The sequence below is a fragment of the Telluria sp. ZB2R32 genome, assembly GCF_059685715.1.
Genome location: NZ_JCASIG010000001.1, coordinates 569,159 through 586,395, shown reverse-complemented (window position 1 = coordinate 586,395; position 17,237 = coordinate 569,159). Strand labels below are relative to the sequence as shown.

The following is a 17,237-nucleotide window of genomic DNA, read 5'->3' as shown; positions in this document are numbered from 1 at the left end:
TGTATTGCGATTACTGCAGCAGCGACATGACCATCGACGACATCTGGTTGGTCTGCTTGAGCATCGCGGTGCCCGCCTGCATCAGCATCTGGTTCGAGGTCATCTTCGCGCTCTCGGTGGCGAAGTCGACGTCCATGATGCGGCCGGCGGCGGCCTGCGTGTTGGTGCTGATGTTCGACAGGTTGTTGTAGACGTGGTCGAGACGGTTCGAGGTCGCGCCGATCTTCGAGCGCAGCGTGCTGACCGAGTCGATCGCCTGCGACAGCTCGTCGATCGTCGTGTTGGCGTTGGTCACGCCGAGGGCGTCGGTGGTGCCGCTGATGTCGGTACCGACGGTAGTAGCGCCGGCTGCGGTGCCGCCCGAGAAGCGGGCGCTGGTGGCGCCGATCTTGTCGTGCACGGCGGTCAGTTCGGTCGTGAAGTTGCCGGCCATGGTTTCGGCCTTGTCGGCGCCGATCTGGAAGGTGACCGATGCGGCCAGCTTGCCGTTTTCCTTGTGCAGCAGGGCGGTGCCGCCGAACTTGGTGTTCTTCATGATGTTGCCGAGTTCGTCAGCCAGCGAGTCGTACTCGGCTTGCATCGCGGTGCGGTCATCCTTCGACGACGAACCGTCGGCGGCCTGGGTGGCCAGGTCTTTCATACGCACCAGGATGTTGCCAGTTTCGTTCAGGGCGCCTTCGGCGGTTTGCAGCATCGACACCGAGTTCTGGGTGTTGCGCATGGCGACGGCCATGCCGCTGGTCTGCGACTTCAGGCGGGTGGCGATCTGCAGGCCGGCAGCGTCGTCGCTGGCCGAGTTGATGCGGAAACCGGTCGACAGACGGGTCATCGAGGTCGACAGCTTGTTCTGGGTCGACGACAGGGAATTTTGTGCGGACAGCGAGGCGGCGTTGGTGTGAAGGCTCAGCATGGTTGGCTCCAGTTGGTGGGGTTCAAGGAGCAGTTCATCTGCTCTCACAAGTACAGGACGACCGCCCGAAGCACTTCATTAAATGCCGTACGGAAATTTTTTCGAATTCTTTTTCTGAATGGTTCGTAACGAGAGGTGTGGCAAAGGTGTTGCGAGAATCCCGACATCCCGCCCCGGGGCGCCACTAATCTTGCCGCACGTAAACACCTCCCTCTATAATGGAAGGCCAGCGTGCCATCGTCGCCCGCCGTCCCGCACCACGCGCATCCGCGTCCGGCCCCACTCATCAGCAAAGGTACGTCATCATGGGAAAACACAGCAAAGGCGCACGTTTCACGTCCGCCAATCCAGCCGCGGCACGTGCGGCTGCACTGTTTGCCGAAGGCGTGGCGTTGCACCAGAACGGCCAGCTCGGGCGCGCCATGGCCGCCTACGAACAGGTGCTGCGCCTGGTGCCGAAACACGTCGAGGCCTTGCACCATACCGGCATCCTCGCTTTCCAGGGCGGGCATTACCAGGACGCGTCGCGCTTCATCGGCTCTGCGATTGCGCTCAGCCCCGACATGCCGGCCGCGCATGCCAATCTCGGCAACGCCCTGAAGGAGCTCGGCCGCTACGATGAAGCCCTGGCCAGCTACGAACGCGCGCTGATGCTGCAACCGGACGACGCCGACACGCTGTATAACCGCGGCACCGCACTCCAGACCCTGGCCCGCTACGACGAGGCGCTGGCCAGCTTCGCGCGTGCCCTCGCGCTCAATCCGGGCGACGTCGACGCGCTCAACAACCAGGCGGTGGTCCTGCATGAACTGCAGCGCAACGACGAAGCGCTCGCCAGCCTCGACCGCGCCCTGGCGCTGAACCCGGCGTTTGCCCACGCCGCCAACAACCGCGGCAACGTCCTGAAAGACCTCGGCCGCTTCGAGGAAGCGCTCATCAGTTACGAGTCGGCCCTGCTCGCCTGGCGCGAGTTTGCCGACGCCTGGTACAACCGCGGCATCATCCTGCACGTGCTCGGCCGTCCTGAGGATGCGCTGGCCAGCTACGACAATTTGCTCCACCTGAACCCCGACTCGGCCGCCGGCTGGCACAACCGCGCGCTGGCCTTGCAAGTGCTCAAGCGCCGTCCCGAAGCGCTGGCCAGTTGCGAGCGCGCACTGGCGCTGCAGCCGGACAACCCGGAAATCCTGCGCCACCGCAGCCGCCTGCTGGCGCAGCTGCACCAGCACGACGCCGCCCTGGGCAGTCTCGACCAGCTGAGCGCCCAGCGTCCCGACGATCCGAAGACCCTGCACCTGCGCGCCCAGACCCTGCGCGAACTCGGCCAGCTCGACGCCGCGCTGGCCAGCATCGACCGCGCGCTGGCAGCCGAGCCGAATCGCTACGAATACCTGCTCACGCGCGGTACGCTGCTGCGGTCCATGCTGCGCTACCCGGAAGCGCTGGCCTGTTTCGAAGAGACGCGCGCGCAGCGTCCGGATGCGGCGGCGAGCCACACCGATTGCGGCATCGTGCTGGCCGACCTCGGCCGCTTCGAAGAGGCCGGCACCGCCTACGACCAGGCGCTGGCGCTCGATCCCGACTTCGCGCTGGCGCGCTGGAACCGCGCGCTGCTGAACCTGCTTCTGGGCGACTTCGTCGGGGGCTGGCAGGATTACGAAGCGCGCTGGAACGTCGAGGCGCTCGGCGTATTCCATGAAAAGCGCGACTTCGACGCGCCGCTGTGGCGCGGCACCGAGCCGCTGGACGGCAAGACCATCCTGCTGCACGCCGAACAGGGCCTGGGCGACACGCTGCAGTTCTGCCGCTACGCACCCCTGGTCGCCCAGCGTGGCGCCCGCGTCATCCTGGAAGTGCAGCCGGCGCTGGTCGACCTGCTGCGCAGCCTGCCGGGCGTGCACCAACTGGTGGCCAAGGGCGACCCGTTGCCGCCGTTCGACCTGCATTGCCCTCTGCTGAGCCTGCCGCTGGCATGCGGCACCCGGCACGACGCCATTCCTGATCCGGGCGCCTACCTGGCACCGGACGCGGCCAAGCTGGCCGAATGGGCGGCCATTCTCGGCGCAAAGACGCGCCCGCGCGTCGGCCTGGTGTGGAGCGGCAATCCGCACCACCGCCTCGACCGCTACCGCAGCCTGCCGTTTTCCGTCATCGCGGGCCTGGTGTCGGAAAAATACGAGTTCGTCTCGCTGCAGAAGGAGTTGCGCCCGCTCGACAAGCTCGTGTTGCAGATGAAGCGCAACGTGCGCCATGCCGGCGAACGCCTGAACGATTTCTCGGACACGGCGGCACTGGTGGCGCAGATGGACCTGGTCATTACGGTCGACACCAGCGTGGCGCATCTGGCCGGCGCCATGGGCAAGCCGGTCTGGATCCTGCTGCCCGGCGGCACCCTGGCCGACTGGCGCTGGCTGTGCACGCGCGAAGACAGCCCCTGGTATGGCAGCGCCCGGCTGTATCGCCAGGAAACGGCAGGGGACTGGACGCCGGTGATGGCGCGCATTGCGGCCGACCTGGACGCACGGTTCGGGTGATGCCGGCATCCGGCGCCATCGTCATGCAGGAGCCGAACCCACGCCCGGCCTGTCCGGGCCGGGCCTGTCCAGACCGGGCCTGTCCTAGCGCGGCAGGGTCACGCCCGCGCGCGCCCTGACCATGTCGCTCGTCCCCTCGAGGTACTTGAGGAAGCCGAAGAGCGAGAACTGGTGCTGATAGTCGCGCGCGAAATCACGACACTGCGCGCGGTGCGCCTCGGGCGATTGCATGACACGTTCTGCCCGGGCACGTAAGCCGCCGGGTGCGCCGTCGAAGAACAGGCCACCGTAATCGCCGCCGAGGAAGGTCTCGTACTGCCAGTTCGACCCCATCAGGAAGCCCGACCGGTTGCCCATTGCACGCAGGGTACGGTCGTGCAGCGCGTCGTTGATGGGCGCCACATCGAGAATGCCGTAGCGGGACGCAAACTGGAACGCATTGTCCGACATTGCGTCAAACGAGAGAAACTCGTGGTGGCGGTTTTGCCTGAGCCGGAAACGGTCCCATCCGCGCCCGTAGATCTTGAGCGGCACATCCGCAAGTTCGTTGACGACATGCTCGGCCACCGCATTGCGATAAATCTTGTCGAGCAGCATATGAAGGTGCAGGCGTACCGCCAGCTCCGAGCTCTGCAGGTCCTCGCGGAGCATTGCCATCACCTCCGGATCGAGCAGGCCGTCGATGATGTCGTGATGATTCGTGCGGTTGCCATTCCTGAATTCACTGATGATCGCGTCCGCGGCAATGAGCAGGAAGTGTGCAACGCGTTGCTGCGAGGCGCCGCGCCATCCATCCAGGGTTGCGTCGAGATCGTCGATATTCTTGGGAAAGACGAAGAAATCTCCCTCGAATCGGCCCTGGACGCCGTCGGTAAACGGAACCGGCGGCGGAAAGAACGTTGCGTTCGTCTGGCGCGGCAGGTAGGTGTTTGCGAACATGGCGAACGACGCCATGCCGTAGATATGCTGCAACCATGGCGACATCGCCTTGTGATGAACAGGCATGTGGCACGGATGGTCGCCGTGATAACTGAGTACCGGCACCTTCAGCTCGTCCCAGACGGTGGTGGGGTCGGTGTCCGTCGCGCCGATCTGCGAGCCCAGGCCCTGCCACGAGACGACGAAATCGATGCCCCTGCTGTTGATTTCACCGAGCTCGTGCATGAGCGAATCGTCCAGGTTCACGATGTGCGTCGGGCGGCCCATCCGCTCGAACGCCTGCTTCATGCATGCGCTGAAGTAGCTGAAGGGATCGTTCTCTCCCCCGCGCCAGTTGATTATTACGATGCTCATAGTTGTGCGAGATGATCTTGAAGTGGGAGAGTGGTGCGACATGCCGTCGATGTGCAAAACGATATTGCCGGGATGATTTGCTGTCGCTGCCGTCATTCTAGATGGAAGCAGACTGTCAATGCAATCGGGCACCATCAGCACCCCGGGCCGCCGTGCCGACGCCGAAGCCTCACCCATAAGCGCCGCTCCATGCTGCTGCGGTACAATACCGGTCCCGCAAGCGCGGCGCCTCGAGCCGCCGCCCGACTCCTTCTTCGCCCCCATGACTCTCGAAACGACTTCTTCGCCTGCTCCAGGTGGCCGCCGCCTGTCGGTCGCCCCGATGATGGACTGGACCGACCGCCACTGCCGCGTCTTCCACCGCCAGATCACCCGCCATACCTGGCTCTACACCGAGATGGTGACCACCGGCGCCCTGGTGTATGGCGATGTCGAACGCCACCTGCGCTACGACGAGGTCGAGCATCCGATCGCGCTGCAGCTGGGCGGCAGCGAGCCGGCCGACCTGGCGAAGAGCGCGAAGCTGGGGCAGGAGTGGGGCTATGACGAGATCAACCTGAACTGCGGCTGCCCGTCCGAGCGCGTGCAGCGCGGCGCCTTTGGCGCCTGCCTGATGAACGAGCCGCTACTGGTGGCCGATTGCGTGAAGGCGATGCGCGACGCGGTCTCGATTGACGTCACGGTCAAGCACCGGATCGGCATCGACAAGAACGAGGACTACGGTTTCGTGCGCGATTTCGTCGGCACCATCGCCGATGCCGGCTGCCGCACCTTCATCGTCCACGCGCGCAACGCCGTCCTGAAGGGCTTGTCGCCCAAGGAAAACCGCGAGATCCCGCCGTTGCGCTACGAGGTGGCGTACGAACTCAAACGCGAGTTTCCCGAGCTGGAGATCATCATCAACGGCGGCGTGAAGACCGACGACGAGATCGCGCTGCACCTGCAGCACCTCGACGGCGTCATGCTCGGGCGCGAGGCCTATCACAACCCCTACCTGATGGCGAACTGGGATGCGCGCTTCTATGGCGACACGGCGGTGCCGAAGACGCGCGCCGAGGTGCTGGCGGCGATGGTGCCCTACATCACGGCCCAGCTGGCGCAATACGGCCCGCTCGGCCTGAAGCTCAACAGCATCACGCGCCACATCCTGGGCCTGACCGCCGGCCTGCCGGGCGCGCGTGCCTTCCGCCAGATGCTGTCCGATCCAAAGAAGCTGGCCGGCGCCGATCCATACCTGCTGCTCGAGGCGGCGGCGCACATCCGCAACATGTAATTGCAGTAGTGGGCACGGGCCTTTGGCGGCCCGCTACTTTCCCATTTTCCTTTCACCGCTGTGATAGCTTGCTCTCCATTGGCGGCTGCCGCACGCCTGTATTCTTGGCTCCTGAATCACATAATTTTCCGCACGGCATCCTCTGTAATTGGATTTACAAGAACAAGCGTGCCAATTTTCTTGCGTGTAGGAAATTTACTACACGGAAGTCAAAATTTGTGTAGACAGATCGCACCTGCGCTTGCTCTACAGCAAGAGCCAATCCATAATTTGCCCACTGAGTTGACGAGCGGCAATGGATGTTCGTCTTTCATGCAGTCGCACAATGTTGGCATTTCGGATGCGGGATCGCACCGGGCACATCTGACCAGGAGACAGGAAGCAAAATGAATGTATCGAAGATGAAAGTCGGCATGCGCCTCGGACTGGGCTTCGCCCTGGTGCTGGTGCTGCTCGTGACGGTCACCGTGGTCGGCATCATGCGCATGGCGCAGATCCAGGACCGCCTCGACCACGTGGTCAGCGTCAACAACGTGTCGAGCCGCGCCGTCATCGAAATGCGCAACAACGTGCAGGACCGCCTCGCATCGCTGCGTGTGCTGACCCTGATGACCGAAGCCACCGAGATGGAACCGGAACTCAAGAAGTTCAAGGACCAGACCGCCCAGTACGACGCAGCCCAGAAAAAGCTGAGCAACATCTTCGCCGCTGCCGGCAGCGACACCGAAAAGGCCTTGCTGGCAGAAATCAAGGGCCATGAAGCAGCCGCCATGCCGGCCATTGCCAAGGCGTCGGAACTGTATCTCGCGAACGACGCCATGAGCGCCACCCGCGTCATGATCAAGGAAGTGCGTCCGGTCCAGAAGAAGTGGACCGAAGCGCTCGACAAGCTGGTCGCCATGGAAGACGCGCAAAGCGCCCAGAGCCAGCGCGATGCCGAATCGGCGTTTGCCGGCACCCGTAACTTCATGCTGGTCATGCTGCTGGCGGCGGTTGCCATCGGCGTGGCCGCGGCCTGGATCATCACCCGCGGCCTGATCCGCCAGCTGGGCGGCGAGCCCGACTACACCACGAAAATCGCCGGCAGCATCGCCCACGGCGACCTGGCCATTGCCATCGACACCCGCACCGCCGAGAAGGGCAGCCTGCTGGCCGAGATGAACGAAATGCGCAACAGCCTGGTGCGCATCGTCGGCCAGGTGCGCCGCGGCACCGAGACCATCGGCACCGCCTCGCGCGAAATCGCCGCCGGCAACATCGACCTCTCTTCGCGTACCGAACTGCAGGCCAGCTCGCTGGAAAAGACCGCCTCGGCGATGGAAACCCTGACCACCACCGTGCGCCAGAACGCCGACCATGCCCGTGAAGCCAACCAGCTCGCGGCCAGCGCCTCGGACGTGGCGCGCAAGGGCGGCGACGTGGTCTCGCAAGTGGTCGGCACCATGGGCGAGATCAACAGCTCGGCCAACAAGATCGCCGATATCATCAGCGTCATCGACGGCATCGCCTTCCAGACCAATATCCTGGCGCTGAACGCGGCAGTCGAGGCGGCCCGTGCCGGCGAGCAGGGCCGTGGTTTCGCGGTCGTCGCCTCGGAAGTGCGCAACCTGGCGCAGCGTTCGGCGGCGGCGGCGAAAGAGATCAAGACCCTGATCGGCGACTCGGTCGAGAAGGTCGAACGCGGCAGCAAGCTGGTCGGCCAGGCCGGCGTGACGATGGAAGAGGTCGTGGCCAGCGTCAAGCGCGTCACCGACATCATGGGCGAGATCGCCAGCGCCAGCGCCGAACAGAGCGCCGGCATCGAGCAGGTCAACATGTCGATCATCGAGATGGACAGCATGACCCAGCAGAACGCGGCCCTGGTCGAGGAAGCGGCAGCCGCCGCCCAGAGCCTGCAGGACCAGGCGGGCGAACTGAGCCGCGTGGTCAGCATCTTCAGGCTGGTCGAAGGCGAGCAGCACAGCATCGAACCGGTGCCGGCTGCCCCGGTGGCAGCGGTAGCGGCCGCACCGGCAACGGCGCCGAAGCTGCCGGCAGCCCGCCCTGCGCGCCCGGCGCTCAAGAAGAGCGCCGCCGCGGCAGCGCCGGCCAAGGCGAAGAAGTCGCCGGTTGCCGCGGGCAGCGACGACTGGGAAGAATTCTGATTTTAATTTACGGCATTCGCCGGACTCACTGAAAGACCGCAGGCAGTCAGCGGCACATTAACTAGAACTACAAAGGAACGACAATCATGAAAAAGACCACCCTGAGCATCATCGCTTTCGCTTTCGCTTTCTCCGCCGTCGCCGGCTCGGCCTTCGCGGGTGAAACCCCGGCCTCGTTCGACCCGTCGAAGTGCAAGGTCGAATACCCGAAAGCATCGCTGATGAACGAAGAGCAGGGCACCACCTCGATGTCGTTCCTCGTCAACACCGACGGCAGCGTCGCCGATTCGAAGCTGGACAAGTCGAGCGGCTTCAAGGGCCTCGACAACGCCGCCAAGAAAGGCCTGTCGGCCTGCAAGTTCAAGCCGGGCCTGAAGGACGGCGCGCCGGCCCAGACCTGGGCCAAGGTCGACTACGCCTGGAAGCTCGACTGATTTCCTGCTCGATCCCGCACCAACGACAGCCGGCCTTGCGCCGGCTGTTTCGTTTTGTGGCGGCCCCATCTGTGCGCTGGAAGAATGGCCCGGAGAGTAGCATCAAGTTTCTAGTCTGTTAATGGAATCGGGCCAAATGTATCGATTGTAAGCACTTGCATCAGAGCTACTGTGCGCTGGAACGTTTGGCTATAGTGATCTCACACCGAACCGAAAGGAGCACTACCATGAAACGAATCCTCTTCACTGTCGCCGCTGCCATCATCAGCACCGCCGCCTTCGCCCCGGTGGCCCAAGCACAGCACACCCGCACCGAGGTCATCGTCGTGCAAAAGGCGCCGCCTGCGCTGCGCCGCGAAGCCGTCCCTGCGGCACGCCGCGGCTATGAATGGGTGCCTGGCTACTGGAACTGGACCGGCCGTCGCTATACCTGGGTTGGCGGCCACTACGAGAAAGTTCGCGCCGGCTACGTCTACGCCCGCCCGGAATGGCGCCGTGACCGCGGCGGCTGGGTCCTCGACCGCGGCGGCTGGCGCAGTGGCGACCGCGTTGCCGGTCCAGGCCGCGACCGTGACGGCGACGGTGTCCCAAACCGCCACGATGCGCGTCCGAACAACCCGAACCGTTACTGATCGGGCAGCGCCGGCGACAGTCGGCGCATGCAACGAACAGGCCACCTGCCGCTCGCCGCCAGGTGGCCTTTTTCATGAGCAGGTAATTTGCAAGTGCGTCCGGTGCCGACGGATTTACCAATTACAATATCGGACCTTACTTTCGCGACATATATGCTGAATCCGACCACCGCCCGCCACAGCAATGTCTTCGCCCGCCTGCTTGGCGTCACAATACTGACCATACTGTTTGCTGCCTGTGTGCAGGCGGCGCCAAGCACGGAGAAAGGCGCGGTCCCGGTGCGTATCGGCCTCGACGCCGAATTCGGCCTCGACAACAGCACCTCGGCCCAGGCCGTGGAACTCGGACTGCGCACGGCGATCGGCGAAATCAACCGTGCCGGCGGGGTGCTGGGCGGACGGCCGCTCGAGCTCGTCACGAAAGACCACCGGTCGCTGCCGGCGCGTGGCATCCGCAATATCGAAGAGTTCGCGCGCATGCCCGGCCTGGTCGCCGTCTTCGGCGGCAGGTTCAGCCCGGTCATCATCGAAGAGCTGCCGACGCTGAAGGCGAGCAAGACCCTGTTCATGGCGCCCTGGTCGTCGGCCGACATGATCGTCGATAACGGCATGCACCCGAACTACGTCTACCGCCTGTCGCTGCGCGACAGCCTGGCCATGCCCAAGCTGCTCGCCACGGCGCGCAAGCGCGGCCTGAACCATGTCGGACTGCTGCTGACGAATACGTCCTGGGGCCGCAGCAACCTGGCGGCGGCGGAAAAATTCGTCGCTGCCCACAAGGACGTCCGCATCGTGCAAACGGCCTGGTATAACTGGCGCGACCAGACCCTGGTGGCCAGGTACAAGGCGCTGCGCAATGCCGGCGCCCAGGCGATCGTGCTGGTCGCCAACGACGACGAGGCCGCCGTGCTGGTGCGCGAAGTCGCCGCCTTGCCGAAAGCCGAACGCATGCCGATCCTGAGCCATTGGGGCGTGACCGGCGGCGAGTTCACCCGCCAGGCCGGGCCGGCCCTGCACCAAGTCGACTTTACCGTGATCCAGACCTTTTCCTTCTTCAAGGCCGACAAGGGGCAACTGGACCATTTCATGCGCAACCTGGCCGCGGTCTCGCCGATCCGCCGCATCGAAGACATCCAGGGTCCGGTCGGCGTGGCGCACAGCTACGACCTGATGCACATCCTCGCCAAGGCGATCAACCAGGCCGGCAGCACCGACCGCAAGGCGGTGCGCGATGCCCTGGAAAAGCTGCGCACGCACCGCGGCCTGATCAAGTCGTATGCGCCGCCGTTCACGCCGGCGCGCCACGAAGCGCTGGACGCGCGCGAACTGCTGATGGCCCGCTACCGTAGCGACGGCGTGCTGGTGCCGACCGGCGACCGATGATGTGGTCGACCTTCCGCGCGGCGAGCCTGACGCAGCGCTTCGCGATCGCCTCGGCCATCCTGACCGCCGCCGCCGTGCTGCTGGTGGCGGCAGCGTCTTTCTGGCTGGTCGACCGCCAGCACGATGCTGCGAACGCGCTCATGCAGGAGCGTGAGACCGCCTTCAATGCGCGCATGGTGGGCAATACGCTCGCCACGCTGGCCTCGCGCATGGGCGACGTCGCCAACAGCCCGATCCTGGCCACCGGCCTGGTCGACAGTGCCGGCCGCGAAACCTATCTCGCTCCGTTCCTGAACAGCCTGCGCCAGATTAACGGCATCCCAGTCCAGGTATTGTTTACCGATTTCGAAGGCAAGCCGATCGCCGGCAATGGCCTCGAACGTTTCGATGACGAGCAGATGACCTGGCTGCGCGCGCGCATCGACCAGGGGACCGAAAGCGCGGCCATCTTCGAACGGCCCGGGGGCGCGGAGCTGGTCGGCACCAACCTCCTGCGCTATTCGCGCACCAATACGCCGGAGGGTGCGTTGTTCTATAAGGTCCGGATCAAGGATTTACGGCCGATTCCATCCTCCTTGATCCTCTGGGAGGGGAAGTCACCGGTGCCGTCGAACGGTCCCGGCCTCCAGATGCCCGTGCAAGTGCCCGGTGAATTTAGCCACTTGGGCCTGAAGCTGAAGGTCAACCTGTCCGGCATCAGCCCGGCGCTGCAAACTCCCTGGTCGCAGTACAGCCTGATCGGCGGGATTGCCGCGCTGCTGGCGCTGGGGGTGTTCCTGCTCGGGTCGCGCCTGTCGCTCGGCCTGACCCAGGACCTGCGCAAGCTCGAACAGTTCGCAGGAAAACTGGGCGAGGAGGGCATCGGCGCCGCGCGCGCGGAACTGGCCGGCAGCAGCGAAACGGTGACCCTGGCGCGCTCGATCAACCGCATGCTCGACCACCTGCACCGCCAGCAGGCGCACCTGCAGCGCGAGCACGAGCGCAAAGACGAGTTCCTCGCCATGCTCGCCCACGAACTGCGCAATCCGCTGGCCCCGATCAGCAGCGCCGCCCAGCTGCTGCGCGTGCTGTACGCCGACGTCCCCCGCATCAAGGACACCAGCGAGATCATCAGCCGCCAGGTCACGCACATGACGCACCTGGTCGACGACCTGCTCGACGTCTCGCGCGTCACGCGCGGCCTCGTCACCATCAACAAGACGCAGGTCGAACTCGGCGCCGTGCTGCGCGAAGCCGTCGAGCAGATCATGCCCGTCATCAAAGCCCGCGGCCACCACCTGACGCTCGACATCGCGCCGCAGCCGATGCCGGTCAGTGGCGACCGCACCCGGCTGATCCAGGTGGCGGCCAACCTGCTCAACAACGCGGCCAAGTACACGCCGAACGGCGGCCGGATCGTCGTGTCGCTGCAGCAGCAGGACGGCGCCGCGCTCTTGCAGGTGCGCGACAACGGCATCGGCATCGGTCCCGACTTGCTGCCGGTCGTGTTCGACCTGTTCACCCAGGCCGAACGCACGCCCGACCGCGCCCAGGGCGGTCTCGGACTCGGCCTGGCGCTGGTAAAGAAACTGGTCGAGCTGCACGACGGCAGCGTCGAGGCGCACAGCGGCGGGCAGGGGCAGGGAAGTACGTTCAGTATTCGCCTGCCCTTGCTGCCGGTTGCCGCTGACGTGGTTACCGCTATGCCGGGTGCGGTTATATCGAAAGCTACCGGCGCCATGCGCATCCTGGTGGTCGACGACAACGTCGACGCGGCCGCCACCTTGTCCATGTTGCTGGAGGCCGCCGGGCACCAGGTCGCGGTCGAACATTCGGCGCACGCGGCGCTGGCGATCGCCGCCGAACGGGACTTCGAGGTCATCCTGCTCGATATCGGTCTGCCCGACATGAGCGGGCATGAACTGGCCGGCGTTCTGAAACAGCTGCCGCGCTGCGCCGGCAGTGCGCTGGTCGCCGTCAGCGGCTACGGGCAGGCGCAGGACCGGAGGATGTCGCAGCAGGCGGGGTTTGCGGCGCATCTGGTCAAGCCGGTGGGGGCGGGGGAGCTGATCGAGACGATTGGACGGGTGCGGGCGGGCCGCAATGGGCAGGCGGCGCCGCTCGCGGGGTGAGCATGAACAGACGCGCTACTCGACAATGCGTTACAACGTAAAATAATGCCTTTCGCGCCTGCCCCCACTCTCCGTCCATGTCTTCGAGCACCCTGAACTTCCTGACCGGCGGTGGCAACACCGCAGAGTTGATCCGCGCTTTTCCGTGGCACGCCACCGCGCTCGGTCCCATCGACAGTTGGCCGGGCAGTTTGAAAACGGTGGTCGGCGTGATGCTGCGCTCGCCGGTACCGATCGTGACCCTGTGGGGGCCTGACGGTCATATGATCTACAACGATGGATATGCCGTGATTGCCGGAGGACGGCATCCGCAGCTGCTGGGGGCAAAAGTACGTGAGGGCTGGCCGGAAGTCGCAGCCTTCAACGACCACGTCATGAACGTGGTAATGGCTGGCGAGATCCTCAGCTATGCCGACCAGGAGATGACGCTGCACCGCAGCGGCAAACCGGAACGGGTCTGGATGAACCTCGATTATTCGCCGGTGGTCGACGAGACCGGTGCGATTGCCGGGGTCATGGCGCTCGTCATCGAAACCACGGCCAAGGTGCAGGCCGAGCGCCATATCCAGGGCGAGCGTGCGCGCCTGGCCGTCATGTTCGAGCAGGCGCCGGGATTCATGGCGCTGCTGACCGGCAGCGAACACCGCTTCGATTTCATGAACGAGGCCTTCAAGCAGCTGATCGGCGGACGCGCATGGCATGGCCTGGCCGCGCGCGAGGTCTTGCCCGAGCTGGCCGGCCAGGGCTACTTCGACACGCTGAACCAGGCCTTCGCAAGCGGCCATGCCGTCACCGGCCAGGCGATCCCGTTCCGCCTCGCCGGCGGGGACGCGACCGGCGCGGACGCGACTGGTTCGACGCGCTACCTCGATTTCGTCTACCAGCCGCTGAAGGACCAGGCCGGCGAGGTGTTCGGCCTGTTCGTCGAAGGCGCGGACGTCACCGAGCGCATCGTCGCCGAGTCCGCGCTGCGCGAGAGCGAAGCCAAGTTCCGCGCCTTTGCCCAGGCCATGCCGCACCACGTGTGGACGGCGCCGGCGCATGGCCAGCTCGACTGGTTCAACGAGCGCGTGTACGCGTATTCCGGCGCGCGCGAGGGCGAACTCGATGGCGACGGCTGGGCCGGCATCATCCATGGCGACGACCTCGCTTCGGTGGCGCAGCAGTGGAGCGACTCGATCGCCAGCGGCCGGCCCTACGAAGTTGAATTTCGCATCCGCCGCCACGACGGCGCCTACCGCTGGCACCTGGTGCGCGCGGTGCCGATGAAGGACGAGGACGGCCAGGTGATCCGCTGGATCGGCAGCAATACCGACATCGAAGAGCAGAAGGCGACGGCGCAGGCGCTGGCGACCCTGAACGCGACGCTCGAAGACCAGGTCTCCGAGCGCACCGCCGAGCGCGACCGCATCTGGCGCCTGTCGATGGACATCATGCTGGTGGCCGACTTCAACGCCCAATTGACCGCCGTGAACCCGGCCTTCACCGCGACCCTGGGCTGGCGCGAACAGGAGGTGGCCGGCAAATCCTTCCTCGACCTGGTGCATCCCGACGACGTGGCGTCGACTGTCGCCCAGGTCGGCTCGCTGAGCGGCGGCGGCCATGTATTCCGCTTCGAAAACCGTTACCAGCGCAAGGATGGCAGCTATTGCACGCTGTCCTGGACGGCCGTGCCGGATGCGCAGTACATCCACGCGATCGGGCGCGACATCACGGCCGACCTCGAGCAAGCCGCATCGATGCGCCGCACCGAGGCGGCGCTGCAGCAGGCGCAGAAGATGGAAACCATCGGCAAACTCACCGGTGGGGTGGCGCACGACTTCAACAACCTGCTGCAGGTTATCTCGGGCAACCTGCAACTGGTGGCGCCGGACTTGCGCGATCAGCCGCTCAGCCGCAAGCGCATCGAGAACGCGCTGGCCAGCGTCGCGCGCGGCGCCAAGCTGGCCAGTTCGCTTCTTGCGTTCGCGCGCAAGCAGCCGCTCGAACCGAAAGTGGTCAAGGTCGGGCGCCTGATCACCGGCATGGAAGACATGCTGCGGCGCAGTCTGGGCGAAGAGATCGACATCGAAACCGTGATCTCGGGCGGCCTGTGGAACACGGCGATCGACGTCGGCCAGGTGGAAAACGCCATCCTGAACCTGGCCATCAATGCGCGCGACGCCATGAACGGCAGCGGCAGGCTGACCATCGAGGTCGCCAACGCCATGCTCGACAGCAGCTATTGCGCGACGCATCCCGACGTCGCACCGGGTCAGTACGTGGCGGTCGCCGTCAGCGATACCGGCAGCGGCATGCCGCCCGAGGTCGTGGCGCGCGCCTTCGAACCCTTCTTCTCGACCAAGGCGGAAGGCAAGGGCACCGGCCTGGGGCTGTCGATGGTCTATGGCCTGGTCAAGCAGTCCGGGGGCCACGTCAAGATCTACAGCGAAGTCGGCGAAGGCACGACCATCAAGCTGTACCTGCCGCGCACGCACGAAGCGGAAGACAACTATGTCGCACTCGATACCCAGCCGGTGGTGGGCGGCACCGAAACGGTGCTGGTGGTCGAGGACGACGACGCCGTGCGCGCCATCGTGGTCGACATGCTGACCGGCCTGGGCTACCGGGTGCTCAAGGCCCCGGATGCCGGCGCCGCCCTGACCGTGATCGACAGCGGCGTGCCGGTCGACCTGCTGTTCACCGACGTCGTCATGCCGGGGCCATTACGCAGCCCGGAGCTGGCGCGCAAGGCCAAGGAACGCCTGCCGGACCTGGCGGTGCTGTTCACCTCCGGTTACACCGAGAACGCGATCGTCCACGGCGGCCGGCTCGACCGCGGCGTGGAACTGATCGGCAAGCCGTATACCAAGGAAAGCCTGGCGCGCAAGATCCGCCACGTGCTGGCCAACGAAAAGCAGAAGCGCATCGCCGCATCGGCACAGCCGGTGGCGCCGGCCCAGGTGCAGACGCAAGGGACGACCGTGCTGCTGGTCGAGGACCAGGACGATATCCGGGAAAACACGCGCGACCTGATCGAAGCGCTCGGCTACCGGGTGGTGGCGGTGGCCAGCGCCGAAGAAGCCATGCGCCATCTGTCGGGCGAGATCGGCATCCTGATGACCGACCTGCAGCTGCCCGGCATCCAGGGCGACGACCTGGCCCAGCTGGCCAAGGCGCAGTTCCCGGAGATGAAGGTGCTGCTGGCGAGCGGATTCGGTGCGACGGCGGGCGCAGGAATCGACATCCTGCCCAAGCCCTACACGCTGGCGACGCTGCGCGCGGCGCTGGCGAAAGCGCACGCCGCGCTCGTCACGCCGCTCGGCTAGCCGCCTGCGCCATCCGGGCGCTCGTCGAGCACCGGTGGATTGGCGACCAGGCGGCTGTCGAGCGGAATGTCGATGACGAAGGTGGTCCCGAGTTCCGCGCTGCTGTCCAGGCCGACGCTGCCGGCGTGGCTTTCCGCGACGGCGCGCACGTAGGGCAAGCCGATGCCCCAGCCTTGGGCCGTCCCCTGTTGCGCCGACTGCGCGCGCTCGTACATCTGGAACACGCATTCCTGTTCTTCCGGCGGAATCGGATCGCCTTCGTTATGCACCGTCAGGACCAGGCGGCCATGGGTCTCGTCTGCCCTGATGGTGATCGGCGTCGCCGGACAGCCGTATTTCACCGCATTCGCTACCAGGTTCTCGAGCGCGCGCTTCAAGGCGCCGCGGTCCCAGACGCCCCGGACGGCATGCCCGGTCACCCGCAGGCGCGCGCGACTGGCCGCACTTGCCTCGGCCTGCACTTCCATGGCAACGTCCATGATGTCGACCTCGCCGAGCGCCAGCTGCATCTTCTGGCCGCTGTGAAACGCCATCGTATGCAGCAGTTCGTCGAGCATGGTGCCCATGCGTTCGCTGTTGGCCAGGGCGCGCGCCGCCACCGTCTTGATCTTGGCGAGGTCGTCGGTCAGCAGAATCAGTTCGAGCGCCGTGATGGTCGCCGCCAGCGGACCACGCAAATCGTGCGTCAGCGCCGCCGCGAAGCCTTCGCGGAAACCGCTGTGGACGAGGAAGAACGCCTGCACGGCTTCGCGGATGCCCAGGTCGATCGAGGTATGGATGGCGTGCGCCTCGCGGTGGTCGAACACCAGCTGTGCGCGGTGCGCGACGTCGAAGATCGCCCAGCGCAACAACTGGTATTCCTCGATCAGGGTGGCGTGATCGTAGGACGTCAGGCGCGCCCGTTCGCCGCCGTGCTCGCCCGCCACGGAAGAGCCGTCGACCGCGGACCGGCGCGGATGGGCCGGGCTGATGCTCTCCAAAATATTGTCGTAGAAAACAGGCAGCGTATCGATCAGCAGCGGATGCTGCAGCGCCCGTGCCGGCAGCAATTGCTCGCGCACGCGCGCTTCCCAGGCAGCGAAGACATCATCGCGCAGCGCCTCCATGCGCTTGGCCGTGTCGGACAGCCGTGAGGAATCGGGTTCTTGATCGCTTGCGAGGGTCATTGCATGTTTCCGGGTCAGAGGGGCTAAACGAGGCAGCCCGCCATCATAG

At 65.4% G+C, this 17,237-nt stretch carries 11 protein-coding genes; 8 read left to right on the top strand and 3 right to left on the bottom strand.

The window, feature by feature from the left end:
- Positions 1 to 10: 10 nt before the first annotated feature.
- Positions 11 to 910: a flagellin N-terminal helical domain-containing protein gene (locus AC56LG_RS02555; protein ID WP_497164558.1), complete on the bottom strand. Its 900-nt coding sequence runs from the start codon at positions 908 to 910 to the stop codon at positions 11 to 13.
- 305 nt (positions 911 to 1,215) lie between these two features.
- On the opposite strand from AC56LG_RS02555, the gene AC56LG_RS02550 reads away from it, so the two are divergent.
- Entirely contained in the window at positions 1,216 to 3,444 is a 2,229-nt protein-coding gene (locus AC56LG_RS02550) for a tetratricopeptide repeat protein (protein WP_497164557.1), read from the top strand.
- Between the two features lie 84 nt (positions 3,445 to 3,528).
- On the opposite strand, the gene AC56LG_RS02545 is transcribed toward AC56LG_RS02550, so the two are convergent.
- On the bottom strand, positions 3,529 to 4,671 hold the full coding sequence (locus tag AC56LG_RS02545; protein WP_497164556.1) for a hypothetical protein: 1,143 nt from the start codon (positions 4,669 to 4,671) through the stop codon (positions 3,529 to 3,531).
- Positions 4,672 to 4,999: 328 nt separating this feature from the next.
- On the opposite strand from AC56LG_RS02545, the gene dusA reads away from it, so the two are divergent.
- The 7 genes from dusA (at position 5,000) to AC56LG_RS02510 (ending at position 16,022) form a co-directional block, all read left to right on the top strand.
- Entirely contained in the window at positions 5,000 to 6,010 is a 1,011-nt protein-coding gene (gene dusA / locus AC56LG_RS02540; protein WP_497164555.1) for a tRNA dihydrouridine(20/20a) synthase DusA, read from the top strand.
- Positions 6,011 to 6,396: 386 nt separating this feature from the next.
- Positions 6,397 to 8,154: a methyl-accepting chemotaxis protein gene (locus tag AC56LG_RS02535; protein ID WP_497164554.1), complete on the top strand. Its 1,758-nt coding sequence runs from the start codon at positions 6,397 to 6,399 to the stop codon at positions 8,152 to 8,154.
- An 86-nt stretch (positions 8,155 to 8,240) separates the two neighbouring features.
- Positions 8,241 to 8,588 (top strand): energy transducer TonB, encoded by a 348-nt coding sequence (locus AC56LG_RS02530; protein ID WP_497164553.1) that lies wholly within the window; start codon positions 8,241 to 8,243, stop codon positions 8,586 to 8,588.
- A 227-nt stretch (positions 8,589 to 8,815) separates the two neighbouring features.
- Entirely contained in the window at positions 8,816 to 9,220 is a 405-nt protein-coding gene (locus AC56LG_RS02525; protein WP_497164552.1) for a YXWGXW repeat-containing protein, read from the top strand.
- A 153-nt stretch (positions 9,221 to 9,373) separates the two neighbouring features.
- Positions 9,374 to 10,603 (top strand): ABC transporter substrate-binding protein, encoded by a 1,230-nt coding sequence (locus tag AC56LG_RS02520; RefSeq protein ID WP_497164551.1) that lies wholly within the window; start codon positions 9,374 to 9,376, stop codon positions 10,601 to 10,603.
- A complete protein-coding gene (locus AC56LG_RS02515) occupies positions 10,600 to 12,714 on the top strand; it encodes a hybrid sensor histidine kinase/response regulator (protein ID WP_497164550.1) in 2,115 nt (704 codons plus the stop codon). Before AC56LG_RS02520 ends, AC56LG_RS02515 begins: the two co-directional genes overlap by 4 nt.
- A 77-nt stretch (positions 12,715 to 12,791) precedes the next feature.
- Complete coding sequence (locus AC56LG_RS02510; RefSeq protein WP_497164549.1) at positions 12,792 to 16,022, top strand: PAS domain S-box protein; 3,231 nt, start codon at positions 12,792 to 12,794, stop codon at positions 16,020 to 16,022.
- On the opposite strand, the gene AC56LG_RS02505 is transcribed toward AC56LG_RS02510, so the two are convergent.
- Entirely contained in the window at positions 16,019 to 17,188 is a 1,170-nt protein-coding gene (locus tag AC56LG_RS02505; protein ID WP_497164548.1) for a sensor histidine kinase, read from the bottom strand. The genes AC56LG_RS02510 and AC56LG_RS02505 overlap by 4 nt on opposite strands.
- Between the last annotated feature and the right edge of the window lie 49 nt (positions 17,189 to 17,237).

Excerpts from the sequence above, each read along its gene's own strand:
- AC56LG_RS02550 (WP_497164557.1), top strand. The coding sequence starts at position 1,216 with ATGGGAAAACACAGCAAAGGCGCACGTTTCACGTCCGCCAATCCAGCC.
- AC56LG_RS02525 (WP_497164552.1), top strand. The coding sequence starts at position 8,816 with ATGAAACGAATCCTCTTCACTGTCGCCGCTGCCATCATCAGCACCGCC.
- AC56LG_RS02510 (WP_497164549.1), top strand. The coding sequence starts at position 12,792 with ATGTCTTCGAGCACCCTGAACTTCCTGACCGGCGGTGGCAACACCGCA.
- dusA (WP_497164555.1), top strand. The coding sequence starts at position 5,000 with ATGACTCTCGAAACGACTTCTTCGCCTGCTCCAGGTGGCCGCCGCCTG.
- AC56LG_RS02530 (WP_497164553.1), top strand. The coding sequence starts at position 8,241 with ATGAAAAAGACCACCCTGAGCATCATCGCTTTCGCTTTCGCTTTCTCC.
- AC56LG_RS02535 (WP_497164554.1), top strand. The coding sequence starts at position 6,397 with ATGAATGTATCGAAGATGAAAGTCGGCATGCGCCTCGGACTGGGCTTC.
- AC56LG_RS02515 (WP_497164550.1), top strand. The coding sequence starts at position 10,600 with ATGATGTGGTCGACCTTCCGCGCGGCGAGCCTGACGCAGCGCTTCGCG.
- AC56LG_RS02555 (WP_497164558.1), bottom strand. The coding sequence starts at position 910 with ATGCTGAGCCTTCACACCAACGCCGCCTCGCTGTCCGCACAAAATTCC.
- AC56LG_RS02520 (WP_497164551.1), top strand. The coding sequence starts at position 9,374 with ATGCTGAATCCGACCACCGCCCGCCACAGCAATGTCTTCGCCCGCCTG.
- AC56LG_RS02505 (WP_497164548.1), bottom strand. The coding sequence starts at position 17,188 with ATGACCCTCGCAAGCGATCAAGAACCCGATTCCTCACGGCTGTCCGAC.
- AC56LG_RS02545 (WP_497164556.1), bottom strand. The coding sequence starts at position 4,671 with ATGAAGCAGGCGTTCGAGCGGATGGGCCGCCCGACGCACATCGTGAAC.